Below are 18255 nucleotides of genomic sequence, written 5' to 3' on the forward strand. Positions count from 1 at the left end.
CTAGCTTGTTCAAAAGTTAAATTTTGTAAAATACGAGCTTAGTTTTGAAAATTAGTATAATTATTATTGTGGTTTGTTATTTTGAGATACATGACCGTTAGAATGATTGTTATTTATAGCCATAACTTTATGATTGTCAAATATAAACAAAAAATTTAAACTAATAATCAAAAATACATTCAACAATAATAAATTATTTTGGATTTTAAACATTAATAAAATCTCCTTTATTTTTTTCCCTCAACTGAGGTGATTTCGTAGAGGGAGTTAAGTAAAGAGTTAATTTGATTTTGATATTCCTTTTCGCTTTTATAGTATTGACGTTGCAAGGAATCTCTTAATTTGATAGCGTTTGATAACATATTTTCATACATTCTTTGATCGGCTTCTAAATTTCCGATATCTCTTTTAATATAAGAGATTTGACTAACTAATTTAATAACTTCATCTTGTAATCGTCCAATTTCATCTTCTAATTTTTTATTTTCTGATTCATTTAATGGTTTGAGATTTGTTACTTTAATATTATTTCTTTGTTCATAAATTTTATGATAAATAGGTGAAATTTCAGCTCTTCGATATTTTTTATTTTTTATTTTTTCCTCTAGGGAGTTTTGTTCTTTTTCTAATGGAGTTAATTGTTTTTTTAATGTTTCGATTTGATGATATAATGGTTGCAGTTGTTCTCTTAAATTATTGCATTCTTTATTTTTTTCATTAATTGTATTTTTATGTCTCTTTATAAAACCTAAAGTTTGTTTTCGACATTCTCTTATTTTTTCAATTTCAATTTTTTCTATTTCAGAAAGATCATTGAGTAATAAAGTTTGATTGTTGTTTTCTGATAATACATAAGATTTTATTTTGTCAAAACGAGCTTCAGTAATTGTGAATTTAGGTTTTTCAGTTTTTCGTTTAGATCTATAAGAACTTGAACTTGAATCATTATTTTCTATTTCTTTTTCTGGCGAAAATAATTCTTCTTTTTCTTTTTTTATATCGTTTCTTCCTTGATAAAAAATAATAATTGCCGATCCGATAATAATAATAATAATAATTACTAAATGTTTTTTGAAAAAATTATTATTATTCATCAATTTCATTTCCCTTCTGATAATAGTGATTATTATCAAATATTGAAATTTGAATATATCACTATTATACAATTTTATTTATGATATGTTTAAAAAAAATTATTTATTAGGGATCATAATCATTTCAGGAATTTTAGTTTGACGTTTTTGTTGTAATTTTTGTTGAGCGCGAGCGTAGTTAGGAGATTTTTGCTTTAGTTCTTCTTTTTTAATGTTAATTTCTTCTTTTTTGGTATATATTTCTTCTTCTAATTTATCGTGTTTTTCTTCTAATTTTGAAATATCTTTTATTTCATTTTTTTTTTTATGTAATTCGTTAATAATTTTTTCATATTCATCAATAACTGATATTTTTCTATTTTTTCTTTGTTCTTCTTGAATTTCCTCTTCTAAAGTTTCAGTGCTTAAAAGAACATTATTATCACGACGATTTTTATATTCTTCTATTTTCTTTTCGCAATCTTTTTTGTCAGCGTCAAGTTTGGCTAAATCGCGGTCAATATCCTTGCTATACATTTCTAAAGCTTCTTTGGTAATCATTGGCGTTGTTTCTTTGGTTTCGTTTGTTACTTCGTTGTACATATGCCATAAACGGTGGCCTTCGTGAAGAGTTAAAGTAACTTTACCCATGGTTTGAGCATATTTTCTAGTAACGCTAACAGTTTTACCTAATGTTTTAATTCCGAATTTAGCAGGAATTAAATCGGCAACTTTATCGAAAGTTTTGAAACCAAATTTAAAGGCATTACCGAAAGAAAATTCATTTTCTTTTTCATAAGTCATCATACGGACATGCATTGCCTTATATTTTTCTTTGAAACTTTTGTATAAAACTTGTTCGATTTTTATTTCATTGATTTTTTGGTTTATTTCATCGATATTTTTTTGAATTTCGGCTTTACGTTCTTCCACAGATTTGATTTTGGCGAATAATTTTTTCTCGTCAGAAGTTAATTGTACATAATCACGTTGCAAGGAATCTCTTAATATGATAGCGTTTGATAACATATTTTCATACATTCTTTGATCAGCTTCTAAATTTCCTATATCTCTTTTAATATAAGAGATTTGACCAACTAATTCAATAACTTCATCTTGTAATTGTCCAATTTCAGTTTTTAGTCTAATTTTATCATCAGACGAAGCTAGTTTTTCTTCTTCTTGTTTTTTGGCAATTTCTTTTTCTTTTTCGGCTTTTTCTTGTTCTTTTTGTTTTTGTTGTTCTTTTAAAATATTAATATTCTTTTCAGTTTCTTGTTGTTGAGTTTTGATATCAGTTATTTTTAATTCAGTTTGGTCTAAAAGTTTTTTGATTTTTTCTTTTTGTTCTTGGTTAATTACTTGTTGTTCATATAATGTTTTTAATTCTTCTTCGCATTTCCTTAATTCCCCTTCCCAATCTGATTTGAGTCCTTTGTAGTTATTAATAGTTTTGTCGTATTTGTCAATGGCTTTATCGATTTCATTGATTAATTGTCCGAGATATTTAGAGGATGACTCTTTTGGTTGATGAAAGAAACAAAGATAAATAAAACTCAAACAACCAATAATAATTAAAAAATAAATTAAATAGCCTTTCCAAGTTGTTGTATGTGTGCGATAATTTTTTATTTTAAAGAAAAGAAAACCACCAAAAAGAATACTAGCTAGTAAAAACCAAGTAAAATAAGATTGAAAAGTAAAATAACTTTTAAATAAGTCTAAGGTTGATAACATTATTATTCACCTCCTTTCTTTTGGTTTTCGATTTGATCTAATATTTCTGTTTTTTGAGAAATGATCATTTGGTAAGCTTGTTTTAAATCTTCTTTGTTGATTTCGTTTCTTTTATTTTCGTCAGTTCCGCGATTGTGTGCGAAAACGTTGACAGTTGTTTTTAAAAGGTTTTCTAAAGTACGATTAGCTTTTAAGAATTGATGATTTTGTGGTAAATATTCTAAAGCTTCGTTGATAATTTCCAATAAGTATTGTTGGGTTTCTTGGCTATAAGGGTTTTGACGTTTTTTAATCATGAATTCTAAAAATTGTTTTCTTTCTTCTTTATTGCCAGGTTTCACTTCGATGTTGTAAGTAAATCTTGATTTGATTGCTTCGTCAATTTGTTCTATATGATTTGTTGCGCCAATGACAAAAATTGGTTTTTCAAGATTATTGTCAACTGATTTCATTTCAGTTTTGAATTGGTTAACCACATTGGCGATTTCTGAACCAGCTTCTAATGTTCCTAAATCAGTAAAAATAGTTTAAAATTAATATAAAAAGATAATAGCGCCGTTTTTTTTATCCGCTTCTTCTCTAGCTGTTTCAAATAAATCTTTAACCATTTGTGGGGCTTCGCCTTTATATTTTTGGGAGAATAAAGAACTAGAAACTTCAAAGAAAGGTAATTTAGTTTCTTTTGCCAAAGCACGTGCTAAAGTAGTTTTACCTGTTCCTGGACAACCATGCATTAAAATGCCTAATGGTGGTTCTATCTCACCAATTCCTTGATAGTTAGTTTTATTTTTTAAATAATCCATAAATCCTTCCGCTGCTTTTAACTCCTCTTTAAAACCGATTAATTGATTAAAAGATAAGAATTTTTGAGGATTAGATAGTTTAATTAATCTTTCGTCGAGATGCGGTTTTTGATTTTGTGTTATTAATGATTCTAAATTAGATTGTAATTGGTTATGAAATTCGGTTTGTAATTCATTTTGTTTTAAGGTTATTTTTTTTTCTAATTCATTTTGTTTTTGATGAATTTGTTTTTTGGTTTCTTGTAAGTTAATATTTTGATTTTCTAGTCTTTTATGATGATTGGTGATTTGTTTTTCAGTTTCTATTAAAGTTTGATGATGGATCCATACATAATTTCCTAGACAAAAGAAATAAATAAAATGATAATAGTTAACATTAAATATTTTGATAATGGCTTTTGGTTGATTTTCTTTTTCATTTTTCTTCCTTTCTCAATAAAAAAAAGACCAAGTAAAAACTTAGTCTTTATTGATAAATTACGCTAATTGAGCGATTTTGTTTTCAATGGTTTGACTGCCACCACTGAAAGTTTTCCCTTGGGAATCAATTAATTCGTAATCACAAATTAATTTTAATTGAGGATCTTTTTCTTTTATAATTTCTTTTTGTTCGATGCTGATTTGAATTTTCATATTTCCAATCCCATTTTCTAAAGTCATTAAAGGACATTTATTAGCTTCATATTCATGATCGTTAATTTTTAACGATAAATTAAAATATTGTTCAGGATGATTAAAAGTTGTTTGAGTATCATAGCGAGTAGATATTTTTAAATATAAAGGAACGGTAAGTTCCAACCCGTTTGAATTCAAAGTGGCTTCATGTTCAACTGTAATTAAATGTTGATATTTTTGTTGATTTAAGTTCGGAATGGGAATAGGTAAAAGGATTTTGTCTTCGTTATTTCCGCCTGTTCGTTCAATAGTAAAAGAAGGATAATTATTTATCAATTGAATTTTCTCTTTTCTTTTTTGGGCGAAGTAATTTTTTAAGGCATAAAGTGAAGCGATGGTAAAAAATAAACTGATAAAAACCACTAAAGTGGTGAAAATTTTATTTTTATTTTGAATTTTCATAATTATTTTCCTCCTAGGATAATTGATTTAATTAAATTAATTAAGTTATTAATTCCTGTAGTAAACCAAGGAATTTTATTTTCGTAGTAAAGATTTAATAAAGATAAAAGTGAATTTAAAATGATAATAGTATAAGTGATTTTTTGTAACAAAGGTAATTTTTGGGTTGCTAACATTTTTGTTTCTTTCGTTGTTGGTGTTGTTAAATTGTTATTAGTTTTTTCTTGGTTTTTTGATTTGTTTTTAGTTTTTTTGATAATTATTTTTGACATATTATTTCTCCTTTAAGTTTTTGAAATTATTTATTTTTTTGTTGATTTTTTATTTTTATCATTTTTGAGTTTTTCTTGGAAGGTGAAAAAGGTAACCAACAAAACAATAATGAGAATAGTTGTTGAAACTATTACTAAAATGATTTCAGCTGATTGGTTTTTCATAAAATCTCTCTTTTTTTATTTTAAAATTAAAGCTTTCACTTGGTTTTTAATGGTTTGAGATAATTTAAAAGTGATTACTGTTTTCGCAGGGATTTTTAGTTTTTTCCTTGTTTTAGGGTTTCTACCGATGTAGGCTTTTCGAGTTTTTAATTTAAATTTACCAATTTTAGGGAATAAAACTACTTCTTCGTTAGAAGTAATAGCTTTAATTAAAGTATTTTTGAAGATGTGATAAAATTTTTCCATTTTAGTAACGGAAGTTTTGTTGGCTAAAGCGATTTTTTTAATTAATTCTTTTTTATTCATGGTTATTTTCTCCTTTATTTATGGATTTATTTTTTTAAAAAGGTAAATTTTCTTGAGTTTTATTATCTAAAAAGATCACGTTTTGAAGAATAACTTTAGTGTTGATTTTGCTTTGACCTTCATTATTTGTGTATTTTTGGATGGATAAAGTTCCTTCAAGATAAATTTTAGAACCTTTATGTAAATATTTATTCATGTTTTCGGCTTGTTTACGAAAAACAACACAAGGGATAAATTTAGTTTTATCTTTGAGGTTGACCGCTAATTGAAAATCAATTTTAGGGATTTGTTCGTTATGACTGTTAATGTATTGTTTTTCTAAATCATGATTTAGATGGCCGATTAATTGAACTTTTTTTAACATAATTTTATTTTTCCTTCTTTGTGATATATTTTTTTTAATTTCTTCATCAATAAAACTTTTGAAAATGAATGTATTTAATGATTATCTGATTGATTTTTATGTTGGAATATCGTTTATTACTTGTTGTTTCAAAAATTTTATGCTTGGTTTTGATACAAAAAAAGATTACTTTGAAAGTAATCTTGTTTCTGTTTAAATTAAAATTTTATTTTTTTAATAATTGATTGATCCATGGAAAGCGGAATTTTTCCGTTAACTCAGTTATCTTTTACTGGTGTAACTGTTACCTTATGTACATTATATGGGACTTTAAATTTTCGCCCATCCTCTTGGTCTAACGTCAAAGACTTATAGTTTAACGTCATTACGGACGAGCGATAGATTTTAACGTTTTTTTAATTTTTTAATGGCTTTTTCTTTAATATTTTCTACTTGTTTTAAAGATAAATTGAGTTTTTCAGTAATTTCGGTGTTGGTATAACATCTTTGATAATCTTCGTTAATATTTCCTAAAGGAATCCCAAAACTTAAATGGATAATTTGAAATTCTTTTGGACTTAATCTAGCTTTCATTTTTTTTAAAAAAATTTCATGATTAACTTGTTTTAACCATAATTGATGTGGGTTTAAATTATTTATTTGATATGGTTCATAAAACTCTTCTTTAAAAGAAAGATTATTAACTTTATGATTTTTTTGTGGAAGAGAAGGAGAATGACTTTTTCTAATAAGTTCTGTGATTTCCGATTTGATAGTTGGAGTAGCGTAAGCAATAAAGTCATAACCTAAATCTTCATAATTATTGAGGGCTTTGATTAATCCTAAAATCCCTTCTTGATATAAATCTTTTCTAGTTAAAACTCGAGGATAATATTTAAATTGTTTCACTAACTTCTTGACTAATGGTAAATGAAATTCAATTAATTGATCTCTTATTTCTAAATTCTTTTTCTTTTTTAAAAAATTTTTAAATAATTTTTGTCTTAACATTTAATTTCTTTCTAAAAACATTTTTAGAAAAGAGAGGAAATTATTTTTTTAGTCTTGAAAAAAAAAAAAAAGACTAACTTAAGAGTTAGTCTTAAAAATTTTTTAAAAAGTAAAAAGTGTCCAAACTTTTGGAACGGGGAACACCCACCACCACCATCACCACCCCACCCCCCCTACCATCAAACATTTTAATTCTGGTGAATTTTTTATTTTATTTTTAATTTCTTTTTGATAAGTAAAGATGATATTTGATTATTTTGTGTTTTTTTCATCAGAAATCATTATTTCCAAAAAGTTTTTTTTGAGTTCTTTCAATTAAATAAGAATAAACATCTCGAGACTCAGAATTACCAAATGCTTGTTGATATAATTTTTTCATTTAAAATAACCATCTTATTTATTTCAGGTTCTTATTTTAAATATAAAATTTTATTTGAAAGATTAAAAGTATATTTCTTATCCATTAGAAAATTAATTTAAATTTTAAAAGGTCGATTTTTTATTGTTTTTAACATCATGATAGTTTCATAAAGGTCAGTATAATTAAGATATAAAGTTTGATTATCCAAGTTATAATTAGTTTTTTGATTGAATAAACGAATTTTAAAATAATTATTTTGAATCAAAAAATTAATTATTTCTTTTAAATTAAAAATTTTTTTCATTTTTTAAATCTTCTTTTTTAGTTTGACTATTTTGAAACAAAAAAAATAAGTCAAACTGTTTATTAAAAAAAATAGTTTGACTTAAATTAACTTTTTAACTGGTTTCATTTTGATGGAGTGGGACAGGACGTAATGCAGGAGAATTTAAAAGATATGGATGGACTACAAAAAAATTAAAAAATAAAGGATATAAAGCAAGAGTCATTAGCAGATGACGGATTTGATTTAGAAGAATTACATAAAGAAGGATATACTTTAAAAGAATTCAAAGAAGTTGAATTTACTTTAAGATAATTGGTAGGCGAAAAATTTACTTTAAGAGAATTAAAATATTTTCGGATATACTTCAGAAGAATTAAAAGAATTAAAAAATGTATATACTGTTTTTGGGATTTAAAATATCAAAAATATACTGCAAAAGAATTAAAAGAATCTTGATTTACTAAAGAATATTTAGAAAAAACCGATTTTATCTTTTTCAATTAAAAGAAGTTGGATTTTAAAAATCAAAAAAATAATAATAAAAAAGAATAAATAAAAAATAAATAAAAAATAAATAAAAAATAAATAAAAAATAAATAAAAAATAAATAAAAAATAAATAAAAAATAAATAAAAAATAAATAAAAAATAAATAAAAAATAAATAAAAAATAAATAAAAAATAAATAAAAAATAAATAAAAAATAAATAAAAAATAAATAAAAAATAAATAAAAAATAAATAAAAAATAAATAAAAAATAAATAAAAAATAAATAAAAAATAAATAAAAAATAAATAAAAAATAAATAAAAAATAAATAAAAAATAAATAAAAAATAAATAAAAAATAAATAAAATATTTATTTCATCATTAAAAAGTTATTTAAAAAACATGAATATACTTTAAAAATATACCCACACAGCCTATCTTATTTGATTATGTTACTTATACGTTTGAGGTTTTGGAAGTTTTTACGAAAAATCTTAAGCTATATATATAAAAAACATTTTATATATAAAAAAACGAAAAAAAGTAAAAGGTTTTTAAATATAAAAAAATAATAACGAACAAATATTATATTTAGATAAATTAATTATGAATAAAAAGGATATTAAATTATCTTTTCATGATCAAAAAAATATTTAATTTAATTAACGAAAATAAAACTTTCAATAATTTTGAAAAAGAAAAAATTAAAAAAAATATTTTATTTTATTAATTTGAAAAAAAATAAAAATTATCAAAATTATATATTTTGATAACTTTCTAAATAGAATAAAAATTTAATTTATTTTCTAGTCATATTTGTTTCGATAGCTACTTTAGCGACAGCTTCAGATATTATTTTGGTAACTTTTTTTTCAAAAATAGAAGGAATTATATTATTTTCATTTAATTCTTTTTCTGGAATAATCGAAGTTAAAGCATAAACAGCAGCTATTTTCATTTCTTCTGTAATTTGAGTTGTTTGCGAATCTAAAGCACCGCGAAAAATACCAGGAAAAGCCAAAAGATTGTTAATTTGATTTGGAAAATCTGAACGCCCTGTAGCAACTATTTTAGCATTTCCTTTTTTAGCTTCATCATACATAATTTCAGGAATAGGATTAGCTAATGCAAATACTATAGAATTTTGAGCCATAGTCGAAACCATTTCTGAAGTTAAAATATTAGGTTTTGATAAACCAATAAAAATATCTTTTTTTTTGATAATTTCTTTTAAAGATCCAGTTTCATTTTCTAAATTAGTTACTGAAGCCATTTTTTTTTGTTCTTCATTTAACCAAGTACAATCTTTTTTGATTGCCCCTTCTTTATCTATTAGAATTATATTTTTAAATTCTAATAAAAGAAGCATTTTAGCAACAGCTATTCCTGCTGAACCTGCGCCTGTAATAACTATTTTTACGTTTTTAATATTTTTTTTAACTATTTTTAAAGCATTTAAAATTCCTGCACAAACAACAATAGCTGTCCCATGTTGATCATCATGGAAAACAGGAATATCTAATTTTTCTTTTAATTTTTTTTCAATGTAAAAGCATTCTGGGGATTTAATATCTTCTAAATTAATTCCTCCGAATATTGGAGATATTTTAGAGATAATATTAATAATTTCTTCTGGATCTTCAGAATCAATACAAATAGGAAAAGAATCTATATTTGCAAATGTTTTAAATAAACTAGCTTTTCCTTCCATTACTGGAATTGAAGCTAATGCTCCTATATTTCCTAAACCAAGAACAGCTGTTCCGTTAGTAATAACAGCAACATTATTTCCTTTAGTTGTGTATTTATAAGCATTTTTTGGATTTTTAGCAATTTCCAAACAAGGTTCTGCTACTCCTGGAGTATAAATTAAAGAAAGTTCTTCTAGATTATTAATTTGTATTTTACTTTTTATTTCTAATTTACCTTTATTTTTTTCATGAATTTTTAATGCTTCTTCTTTTATATTTAAAGACATTTATTTTAAACCATCCAACTAATTTTAATATTTTATTTTTTATTAAAAAATATATTTTAATATAAATAATTGATAATTTTAAGTATCTAAATAAATTTCTAAATTTTCGAAAATAAATATTTTATTTCAAATTAATTATATTTATTTTATTAAAAAAAATAATTTTAAATAAAATAAAAAAAGTAATAATTTAAAATATTTATAAATAAATATCTTCTATATAACATTATATAATCATAACTAATTATAATTTCAAAAATGTTTAATTTTTCCCTGTTTTGTTTTTTTAAAAACAAACAAACTAATTAATAAAATTTAAAAATTTAGTTTATAGAAAATAAAAATTTTAATTTTTGAATTTTATCATAAAAATTTATTTACATTGATTATTCAATAAAAATAATGAATTAAAAATAAATTTTTTAATTAAAAGCTAATTGTTCTAATTCATTAAATGAAGGAATAAAATTTATATTTGAAGAAGAAATTTCTTTTTGTTTAATGTTACCCATTTATTTAATATTGAATATTTTTACTTTTACTTTCGATAATTAATTATATTTTTTATATCTTTTTTTACTCATAATAATAATTATTAAAATATTAAAACATAAATAATAATATTTTGATTTACATAACTTTTGGATTAATATTTTTTATTTTAAGCGTTTAAGCTTATTGATATCTTTAATTACTTTAAAAAAATTAGTCAATCTCCAAGTTAATAAAAAATATTTTTTATTATAATAATCTTTTTTATAATCATTTAAATAAAAAAATAATTTATTTTTAATATTTTAGTAGTTATAAAAAATCTAATAAATTATTATTTTTTTGTTTGATTTTAAAATATCTACACTTAATTAATTTCAAAGATATATTAAATGAATAATTATAATATCTTATATTTCATTCCTTAAAAGATACATTAAAATACTTCCTGCAACTCCAACATTAATACTTTCTATGTCATTAATATCAATATGAATAAAATATTCAGATTTTTCTTGAATCGAAAAAGAAATTCCTGCTCCTTCATTACCTAATATTAAAATTTTTTTATTTTTTTGTTTAAAAAAAGATTTATCATTTAAATTTACATTTTTTTTATTTACAGAAGCATTAAAAATAGTATAATTATTATTTTTGGCTAATTCCAAAAATTTTAATATATTTCCTCTTTCTAAAAATAAATGAAATATTGCACCTTGGCTAGATCTTATAGTTTTTTCATTATAAAAATCTACTGTTTTTTCACTACTAAAAATATGTTTAAAACCGAACGCGCAAGCGCTTCTCAATAAAGTTCCTGCGTTTCCTGGATCTTGAATATCATCCATAACTAATATTTGATTACTTTTTAAAGGTTCATTATTTATTTTACAAAGAGCACAAACAGAATAAAGAATTTTATTATTATTTAATTCTTTCATTAATTGTTTTGAAATTAAAATTCCTTCTCGATTTGGATTGATCGTGTAAACTTCTATAACAGCTTTTTTAACTAAAGCTTCTTTAACCAAATGTTCGCCAAAAACTAAAAATTCCTTGAAAAAATCACGATATTTTTTCAAAGAAAGTTTTTTTAATTTTTTAAATTTAATATTTTCTTTAGATGAAATCATTATTTTCTCTCTTAATTTTAAAAAATAATTTTTTTAAATTTAAATTTTTTTGATTGTTCTAAAACGGATAATAGATATAGTTATTAAAAAAATTAAGATAGAGAAAAAATATTTAATAACAACATTTCTTGTATTACTAAAATTTTTTTTATTATTAATATTTTTTTTATTATTTTTCTTTATCGATCTTGATAAATTCATTATAAAAGATAATAAAATAGATGAACCATCTATAATAAATAATATTGTTGATAAGGGCCATCTATAAAGATGACTAACATACATAAAAATAACTTCAGTTCCAGCTGTACTATAATGATTTTTGAAAATAATACCACAAGTTATACCCAAAGTTAAACTAGTTATTATAGAAGATACAAATAATCTTAAATATATATTTTTTTGAATAAATTCAGGAAATTTTCTAAGAATAAGATTTTGCTTAATATTATAATGATTAAATAGTTTTAGTATAAAAGAAAATAAAACGCTAAATATTATAGATGAAATTAAAATCTTTGTAGAATTTGGTGTTTCTTTAAATGCATTAAAAACAGCGAATAATAAAATTAAACTTCTTATAATAATAATCTTATTATTTTGGCTAAAAAAATATTTTTGTTTTTGATTTTTTTTATCAAAAAAAAATATTTGATCTAAAAAAATTAGATTACTTTCTAATCCGCCTATAATAAATTTTTCAGGTAAAACAAAAAAATAAATTACTGATATTAATAATAACATTCCAATAAAATTTTCCATTTGTTGTAAAAACCAAACATTATTTAATTTTAATAAATCGGATGTCAAAAAACCTAAAATCAACATAATAAATGATAAAATTATAAATAAAAAAAATACAAATTGAGTTTTTTTATTATGTTTATTCTTATTTTTTTCCATATTATTATTCCTCAACTTTCTTTTATTTATCAATTTTATAAGATGAAAAAAAATTATTTAATAATAGATTCCGAATTACATATTTATAAAATAGTAAAAAAACATTTTATATTAATTTTTTATATATGATAATAAAATTTTTACAATATTAAAATTGTTCGTTTCAAATTTATTAAAAATTTTTTGTAAAAAAGTTTTTAATAATAAAATTCTTTTTAAACAACTTATCTTTTTAAGAAATATTTAAAAAAATTAATTATTTAAAAAAAATTTTAATTTTATGATAAAATTCAATTGATATACAATTAAAAAAACTAAATTCAATTTAAGTATTTACACAATTAATATTATATCAAAAAAGTTCATTTAAACATTAATAATAACACTGATAAAATCTAATTTTAAAATTATATTAAATAATTTTTTATATTATTTAATATAATTTATTTAAATTTTGTTAAAATATAAAATATATATAATAGTTTATTATTATTAATAAAATTTTATTTTTATTTTATTATTTGTTAAATTAAAATCAAATAATCTTGATAAATTAATCAATTATGAAAATTAGTAAATATAAAGTCTAAATTTTTATTATTAATAAAATTAAATTTTATTTTAATTTGAAATTATTGAATATAATAAACAATTTCCTTTTCTTATTTAATATAAATAAGAACAAAAGGCCATAAGGAGTATTTTAAAAAAATGAGAAAATATGAAATAATGTATATTTTGAGTCCTGTTTTGAATGAAAAACAAATTGATACTGTTAATAAAAATATTAATAGTATTTTTGAAAAGGAAGGTCAAATTTTGGAATATCAAAAAGCAGAATTAAAAGAATTAGATTATTCTATTAAAAAATTTAATCAAGGTTTTTATAATAGTTTATTAGTACAAGCTAATAATGATATAGTTAAAGAATTTAACCGATTTATGAATATCAACACAGAAGAAATTATTCGTTATATTATATTAAAAGTAGAAAACAAATAATGATAAATAAAGTGATTTTAGTGGGAAGAATTACTAAAGATCCTGAATTACGTTTCATTAATGGCGATGTTCCTTTAGTTAGATTTGTTTTAGCAGTAAATAGAAATTTTAATAATAAATCAGGCGAAAGAGAAACTGATTTTATTAGTTGTACAGTTTGGAATAAACAAGCAGAAAATTTAGTTAAATATATTACCAAAGGTTCTATGTTAGGTATTGAAGGTAGTATAAGAATTAATATTTCTGAAAATAATAATCAAAAACAATATTTTACAGAAGTCAAGTGTGATTCAATTCAATTTTTAGAACCTAAAAAAAATAATTCTAATTTTCAAAAAGAAGATAATTATAATCAAAAAAATAATGAAAACCAAGACACTAGTTTATTTGATGATGATGAGGATTTACCTTTTTAAATTTAAATTATAAAAAATATTTATTAAAAAAATATGTATAAATAAAGGATATAAATAAGGAAATGCAAAGAATCAAAAAATATTTTAAAAAACGTCGTAAAGTTTGTTTTTTTACTGAAAATAAATTTACTAAAATCGATTTTAAAGATATTGAATTATTAAGTAAATTTATGACTAATAGGGGGAAAATTTTACCAAGTATAATTACAGGAACTTCAGTTAAATGGCAAAAACGTTTAGCTAAAGCTATAAAAATAGCTCGTCATATGGCTATCAAAAAACAAAATGAAAAAAATATTTAACTAAAATTATCAAAATAGTTTAAATATAGCTATAAAAAAACAAGCTTTTATATTTTTTTAATATCAATAGCTTGTTTTCTTTTTTATTTAATAACAAATATAAAAAAACTAAAATTTTTCAAAATAATATTTTATTCGTTTTTTTTAAAAATGAAATTATAAAATCTAAAAATCAATATAAGAAACGAGTTTTTATAACAATTATGTATAAAAAAATTCGAGAAATATTTTTTAAATATAAAAAAAATATATTAATAATTTTTTTAATTCTTTTTTTTATATGCACTATAATATATGATAGTGAAAATATTAAATCAATTTTAGAAAAACCAAATGATACTTTTAAAGAAATAAAATCAACTTTTGTACTTTTATTTATAAGCGTTGTAGGTAAAATAATAATTCTTTTTGTTGTTATTTGTATTTATTTCAATGTTCATCATTTAATTGAAATTAAAAGATTAAAAAATCGTTTAAATTTATGGGCTAATTTATCTTATTATGTTAATCAAGTAGGAGAAGAAGTTTTTAATGAATTACCTATCGGGATTATTTTAATAGATAATATTTTTTATAAAATTCAATGGATTAATAATTATGCTAGTAATATTTTAAAAAATCCTGTTTTAAATACTTTTTTAAGAGATGTTAATTCTTCTATGGCAGATTTATTAAATTCTTCTTATAATAACATTGTTTTACATATAGGAGAAGAAGATTTTGATTGCATATATAAAAAAGAATTTAATGTATTTTATCTTTTCAATGTTACCGAAAGAGAAAAAATTCAAAAACTTTATAATCAAAAAACTCCTACTCTTATTTTTTTATCTTTTGATAATTTAGATAATTCTTTTAAAAAATTAGATCTTTCAGAACAATCTCAAATTAAAGTAGAATATTTAAGTTCTTTATCAGATTTTTTTGAAATTTACGAAAGTTATTTAAAACAATTAACAGATGATAAATTTTTAATTTTATTAAATTATCATCAATTAGAAAAAATAATCGCTGATAAATTTTCTATTTTAAAAACAATTCGTAATATATCTAATAAATATAAATTAAAAATTACTTTGTCTATGGGTGTTGCTTGTTATAATTTACCTTATAATCATCTTTCTAATTATGCTCAGAATGCTTTAGAATTAGCTCAAAAAAGAGGCGGAGATCAAGTAGTTGTCAATATAGAGAATCAAAAACTTCAATATTTTGGTGCGACTACTACATCTTTAGGAACTGATTCTAAAATATCAGCTCGTATTAATTCTGAAATAATCGAAGATTTTATTTTAAAACATAAAAGTTGTTTTATTATGGGACATATACATCCTGATTTAGATTCTTTAGGTTCAATGATAATCTTTTATAAAATTGCTTTAGCTATTAATAAAAATTATGAACATTATTTAATTATCGATGAACCCAAAACAGATTCTAATTTTAAATTTATTTATCAAGATTTACATAAAGAAGAAAAAAGTTTAACCAATATAATTATAACAACAGAACAAGCGATGAAAATGATAGATGAGAATTCTCTTTTGGTTATTGTAGATACTCAAAATCTTGATATTGTTAACAGTCCTGAATTATTAAATTTAACTTCCAATGTAATTATTTTTGATCATCATAGAGCAACCGAAGAAATCATTAATAATAAATTTTCATATGTTAATTCTACAGCTTCTTCCACTGTAGAAATTTTGATAGAACTTATTAATTTTTTCAAATATAATATTAACATTACTCCTTTTGAAGCTAGTTTAATGTATGGTGGAATGGTAATAGATACTAATTATTTTACTTCCCGTACTAATTCAAGAACTTTAGAAGCGGCTGCGCAATTAATTTATTTAGGAGCCGATAGTTCTAAAGTTAAATTTTGGCTAAGAGAAGAATTAAATCAAATTTTAGAAATGAATGAATTAATTTCTAAAATGGAAATTTATATGGATAGATTTGCAATTGTAAAAAATAACAAAATTTGTAACGATCGTTCTTTTTTAGCTAAAATATCTGAAAATGTTTTAAATATTCAAAAAATTGATGCTGCTTTTACAATTTCCAAATTAAAAGACAATAAAATAGGAATAAGTGCTCGTTCTTATGGTGAAATAAATGTTCATATGATTATGGAACAAATAGGAGGCGGTGGGCATATTAATAGTGCCGCTACACAAATTGAAAGTGATAATCTAGATGAAATTATTCTTCAATTAAAAAATATATTATTTTTAGAATATAAAGAAAGTTTAAAAAATATGAAAATTATTTTATTAGAAGATATTAAAAATAAAGGCAAAAAAAATGATATTATTCAGATAAATTCTGGTTATGGTAATTTTTTAATTAAAGAACAAAAAGCAATTTTAGCTGATGATAAAAATATCAAAAAAATAAAACAAGAAAAAATTTTGGAAGAAGAACAAAATAAAAAATATAAATTATTAATGCAACAAGTAAAAAAAGATATTGATGATAAAAAAATTGATATAATAGTTAAAATAGGTCCTCAAGGAAAAATGTATGGTAAAATAACTTTAAATCAAATTATAGAAGAATTTAATAAAAAATATAGTATATTAATTAACAAAAAACAAATTTTTTTAGAAAGTGAAATTAATTCACTTGGCAAATATAAAGCTAATGTTTTTTTAACTCCAGACATTGTAGCTTCTTTTATCATAAATATTCAGGATATAGAAAAAAAATAATTACTTTTTATTAAAATAAAAAATATGAATTATCAAAATATAAAATTACCTTTTTATCTAGATGCAGAGCAATCTATTTTAGGAATTATTTTTTTAGATCCTAAAAAAATTTTAACTACAATGGATAGATTAGACACAGAAGATTTTTTCAACATTGAACATCAATATATTTTTGAAGCTATGAAAACTTTATCTAAAGAAAACAAAGATATTGATTATTTATCTGTTTTTAGTATTCTTAAAAAACAAAAACAAACTTTGGCAGGGGGACAAAAATATTTATTACAATTAACTGATAGTATTCCTTCTATTTATCATTTAGATAGTTATATCGATTTTGTTCGTGATGCTGCTTTAAAAAGAGAAATAATTACTACTGCTTCAGCCATTTATAATGAAGGTATTAGTAATCATGATATTGATTTTTCTAATTATTTAAATATTACCGAAGAAAAATTTTTTCAAATTTCTAAAAAGAAAAAAACTAATAATCTTCTCCAAATTAAAACATTATTAAAAGAAATTGAACATAGAACTATTTATAACAAAAGAGAAAATAAACTTATTGGTTTAAGTACTGGTTATAGTAATTTAGACGATGTTACTTTAGGTTTGAAACCAGAAGAACTTATTATTTTAGCTGCCAGACCATCGATGGGAAAAAGTACTTTTATGTCTAATTTAGCTCTTAATATAGCTAAGAAAAATAATAAAGCTTCGATTGCTATCTTTAGTTTAGAAATGTCTAATGAACAATTAGGAACAAGAATATTAAGTTCTGAAAGTCAAATTTTTCATAAAAAAATTCAATTAGGAATATTAAATGAACAAGAAGTTGGTTTATTAAAAGCAAGTTCTGAAAAATTACAAAATTTAAATATTTATTTCGATGATTCTTCAAGTGCTAATGTTTTAGATATTAGAGCTCAATGTCGTAAATTAAAAAATCAAAACAAATTAGATTTTGTTATTATTGATTATTTACAATTAATTGGAAAAGTTAATAAAAATAACTTTAAATCTTTTTATAATCGTCAAGAAGAAATCGCTGATATTTCTAAAAGTTTAAAACAAATGGCTCGTGAATTGAAAATTCCTGTTTTGGCTTTATCACAATTATCGCGTGAAGTTGAGAAAAGAGAAGAAAAAAGACCTATTTTATCTGATTTAAGAGATTCTGGAAGTATTGAACAAGATGCTGATATCGTTATGTTTTTATATCGTCCTAATTATTATAATAAAGATGTAAAAAATGAATTATCAAATTTAGGTTATACAGAATTAATTATCGCTAAAAATAGACAAGGAGCGACAGGAACTAAAAAATTTAATTTTAATTTAAATTGTCTTTCTTTTTTTGAAATAGAATAAAATTCATAAATATTGATTC

18 protein-coding genes and 1 pseudogene are annotated in these 18255 nt (G+C 21.6%); 5 read left to right on the forward strand and 14 right to left on the reverse strand.

From position 1 onward, the window contains the following. Positions 1 to 63 precede the first annotated feature (63 nt). From RS022_RS00075 to RS022_RS00140, 14 genes and pseudogenes are all read right to left on the reverse strand, one after another. The gene (locus RS022_RS00075; protein ID WP_268849892.1) at positions 64 to 213 is read right to left on the reverse strand and encodes an SVM family protein; all 150 of its coding nucleotides are present in this window, start codon (positions 211 to 213) and stop codon (positions 64 to 66) included. A 14-nt stretch (positions 214 to 227) separates the two neighbouring features. Next, on the reverse strand, positions 228 to 1094 hold the full coding sequence (locus tag RS022_RS00080) for a coiled-coil domain-containing protein (protein ID WP_268849893.1): 867 nt from the start codon (positions 1092 to 1094) through the stop codon (positions 228 to 230). A gap of 99 nt (positions 1095 to 1193) precedes the next feature. After that, a complete protein-coding gene (locus RS022_RS00085; protein ID WP_268849894.1) occupies positions 1194 to 2810 on the reverse strand; it encodes a DNA double-strand break repair protein Rad50 in 1617 nt (538 codons plus the stop codon). Positions 2811 to 2812: 2 nt separating this feature from the next. Beyond that, positions 2813 to 3990: pseudogene (locus tag RS022_RS00090) on the reverse strand (AAA family ATPase). 100 nt (positions 3991 to 4090) lie between these two features. Beyond that, positions 4091 to 4690, reverse strand: coding sequence for a hypothetical protein (locus RS022_RS00095; RefSeq protein WP_268849895.1), 600 nt, complete (start codon positions 4688 to 4690; stop codon positions 4091 to 4093). A gap of 2 nt (positions 4691 to 4692) precedes the next feature. Continuing rightward, complete coding sequence (locus RS022_RS00100) at positions 4693 to 4962, reverse strand: hypothetical protein (RefSeq protein WP_268849701.1); 270 nt, start codon at positions 4960 to 4962, stop codon at positions 4693 to 4695. Positions 4963 to 4992: 30 nt separating this feature from the next. Continuing rightward, positions 4993 to 5127: a hypothetical protein gene (locus tag RS022_RS00105; RefSeq protein WP_268849702.1), complete on the reverse strand. Its 135-nt coding sequence runs from the start codon at positions 5125 to 5127 to the stop codon at positions 4993 to 4995. 15 nt (positions 5128 to 5142) lie between these two features. Next, positions 5143 to 5433: an HU family DNA-binding protein gene (locus RS022_RS00110; RefSeq protein WP_268849896.1), complete on the reverse strand. Its 291-nt coding sequence runs from the start codon at positions 5431 to 5433 to the stop codon at positions 5143 to 5145. A gap of 34 nt (positions 5434 to 5467) precedes the next feature. Then, positions 5468 to 5797, reverse strand: coding sequence for a single-stranded DNA-binding protein (locus tag RS022_RS00115; RefSeq protein ID WP_268849897.1), 330 nt, complete (start codon positions 5795 to 5797; stop codon positions 5468 to 5470). Positions 5798 to 6181: 384 nt separating this feature from the next. After that, positions 6182 to 6787, reverse strand: coding sequence for a sigma-70 family RNA polymerase sigma factor (locus RS022_RS00120; RefSeq protein ID WP_268849898.1), 606 nt, complete (start codon positions 6785 to 6787; stop codon positions 6182 to 6184). A gap of 476 nt (positions 6788 to 7263) precedes the next feature. Next, positions 7264 to 7452 (reverse strand): hypothetical protein, encoded by a 189-nt coding sequence (locus tag RS022_RS00125; RefSeq protein ID WP_268849899.1) that lies wholly within the window; start codon positions 7450 to 7452, stop codon positions 7264 to 7266. Positions 7453 to 8721: 1269 nt separating this feature from the next. Further along, positions 8722 to 9900 (reverse strand): NAD(P)-dependent malic enzyme, encoded by a 1179-nt coding sequence (locus RS022_RS00130; RefSeq protein ID WP_268849900.1) that lies wholly within the window; start codon positions 9898 to 9900, stop codon positions 8722 to 8724. A gap of 902 nt (positions 9901 to 10802) precedes the next feature. Then, positions 10803 to 11525, reverse strand: a complete 723-nt coding sequence (locus RS022_RS00135) for a TrmH family RNA methyltransferase (protein WP_268849901.1) — start codon at positions 11523 to 11525, stop codon at positions 10803 to 10805. Positions 11526 to 11564: 39 nt separating this feature from the next. Further along, entirely contained in the window at positions 11565 to 12428 is an 864-nt protein-coding gene (locus RS022_RS00140; RefSeq protein WP_268849902.1) for a YitT family protein, read from the reverse strand. Between the two features lie 711 nt (positions 12429 to 13139). On the opposite strand from RS022_RS00140, the gene rpsF reads away from it, so the two are divergent. The 5 genes from rpsF to dnaB all read left to right on the forward strand — a co-directional run bounded on the left by rpsF (position 13140) and on the right by dnaB (position 18236). Continuing rightward, positions 13140 to 13430, forward strand: a complete 291-nt coding sequence (gene rpsF, locus RS022_RS00145; protein WP_268849903.1) for a 30S ribosomal protein S6 — start codon at positions 13140 to 13142, stop codon at positions 13428 to 13430. Then, positions 13430 to 13846, forward strand: a complete 417-nt coding sequence (locus RS022_RS00150) for a single-stranded DNA-binding protein (RefSeq protein WP_268849904.1) — start codon at positions 13430 to 13432, stop codon at positions 13844 to 13846. Before rpsF ends, RS022_RS00150 begins: the two co-directional genes overlap by 1 nt. A gap of 62 nt (positions 13847 to 13908) precedes the next feature. Further along, positions 13909 to 14148, forward strand: a complete 240-nt coding sequence (gene rpsR / locus RS022_RS00155) for a 30S ribosomal protein S18 (RefSeq protein ID WP_268849905.1) — start codon at positions 13909 to 13911, stop codon at positions 14146 to 14148. Between the two features lie 203 nt (positions 14149 to 14351). Continuing rightward, on the forward strand, positions 14352 to 16865 hold the full coding sequence (gene rplI, locus RS022_RS00160) for a 50S ribosomal protein L9 (protein ID WP_268849906.1): 2514 nt from the start codon (positions 14352 to 14354) through the stop codon (positions 16863 to 16865). A gap of 24 nt (positions 16866 to 16889) precedes the next feature. Beyond that, positions 16890 to 18236: a replicative DNA helicase gene (gene dnaB, locus RS022_RS00165; protein ID WP_268849907.1), complete on the forward strand. Its 1347-nt coding sequence runs from the start codon at positions 16890 to 16892 to the stop codon at positions 18234 to 18236. Positions 18237 to 18255 lie beyond the last annotated feature (19 nt).

The organism is Candidatus Phytoplasma rubi (assembly GCF_026821955.1).
Classification (GTDB): domain Bacteria; phylum Bacillota_I; class Bacilli_A; order Acholeplasmatales; family Acholeplasmataceae; genus Phytoplasma; species Phytoplasma vitis.

Excerpts from the sequence above, each read along its gene's own strand:
- RS022_RS00075 (WP_268849892.1), bottom strand. The coding sequence starts at position 213 with ATGTTTAAAATCCAAAATAATTTATTATTGTTGAATGTATTTTTGATT.
- rpsR (WP_268849905.1), top strand. The coding sequence starts at position 13,909 with ATGCAAAGAATCAAAAAATATTTTAAAAAACGTCGTAAAGTTTGTTTT.
- RS022_RS00120 (WP_268849898.1), bottom strand. The coding sequence starts at position 6,787 with ATGTTAAGACAAAAATTATTTAAAAATTTTTTAAAAAAGAAAAAGAAT.
- rplI (WP_268849906.1), top strand. The coding sequence starts at position 14,352 with ATGTATAAAAAAATTCGAGAAATATTTTTTAAATATAAAAAAAATATA.
- RS022_RS00150 (WP_268849904.1), top strand. The coding sequence starts at position 13,430 with ATGATAAATAAAGTGATTTTAGTGGGAAGAATTACTAAAGATCCTGAA.
- RS022_RS00100 (WP_268849701.1), bottom strand. The coding sequence starts at position 4,962 with ATGTCAAAAATAATTATCAAAAAAACTAAAAACAAATCAAAAAACCAA.
- dnaB (WP_268849907.1), top strand. The coding sequence starts at position 16,890 with ATGAATTATCAAAATATAAAATTACCTTTTTATCTAGATGCAGAGCAA.
- RS022_RS00085 (WP_268849894.1), bottom strand. The coding sequence starts at position 2,810 with ATGTTATCAACCTTAGACTTATTTAAAAGTTATTTTACTTTTCAATCT.
- RS022_RS00140 (WP_268849902.1), bottom strand. The coding sequence starts at position 12,428 with ATGGAAAAAAATAAGAATAAACATAATAAAAAAACTCAATTTGTATTT.
- RS022_RS00130 (WP_268849900.1), bottom strand. The coding sequence starts at position 9,900 with ATGTCTTTAAATATAAAAGAAGAAGCATTAAAAATTCATGAAAAAAAT.
- RS022_RS00125 (WP_268849899.1), bottom strand. The coding sequence starts at position 7,452 with ATGAAAAAAATTTTTAATTTAAAAGAAATAATTAATTTTTTGATTCAA.
- RS022_RS00115 (WP_268849897.1), bottom strand. The coding sequence starts at position 5,797 with ATGTTAAAAAAAGTTCAATTAATCGGCCATCTAAATCATGATTTAGAA.
- rpsF (WP_268849903.1), top strand. The coding sequence starts at position 13,140 with ATGAGAAAATATGAAATAATGTATATTTTGAGTCCTGTTTTGAATGAA.
- RS022_RS00135 (WP_268849901.1), bottom strand. The coding sequence starts at position 11,525 with ATGATTTCATCTAAAGAAAATATTAAATTTAAAAAATTAAAAAAACTT.
- RS022_RS00095 (WP_268849895.1), bottom strand. The coding sequence starts at position 4,690 with ATGAAAATTCAAAATAAAAATAAAATTTTCACCACTTTAGTGGTTTTT.
- RS022_RS00080 (WP_268849893.1), bottom strand. The coding sequence starts at position 1,094 with ATGAATAATAATAATTTTTTCAAAAAACATTTAGTAATTATTATTATT.
- RS022_RS00110 (WP_268849896.1), bottom strand. The coding sequence starts at position 5,433 with ATGAATAAAAAAGAATTAATTAAAAAAATCGCTTTAGCCAACAAAACT.
- RS022_RS00105 (WP_268849702.1), bottom strand. The coding sequence starts at position 5,127 with ATGAAAAACCAATCAGCTGAAATCATTTTAGTAATAGTTTCAACAACT.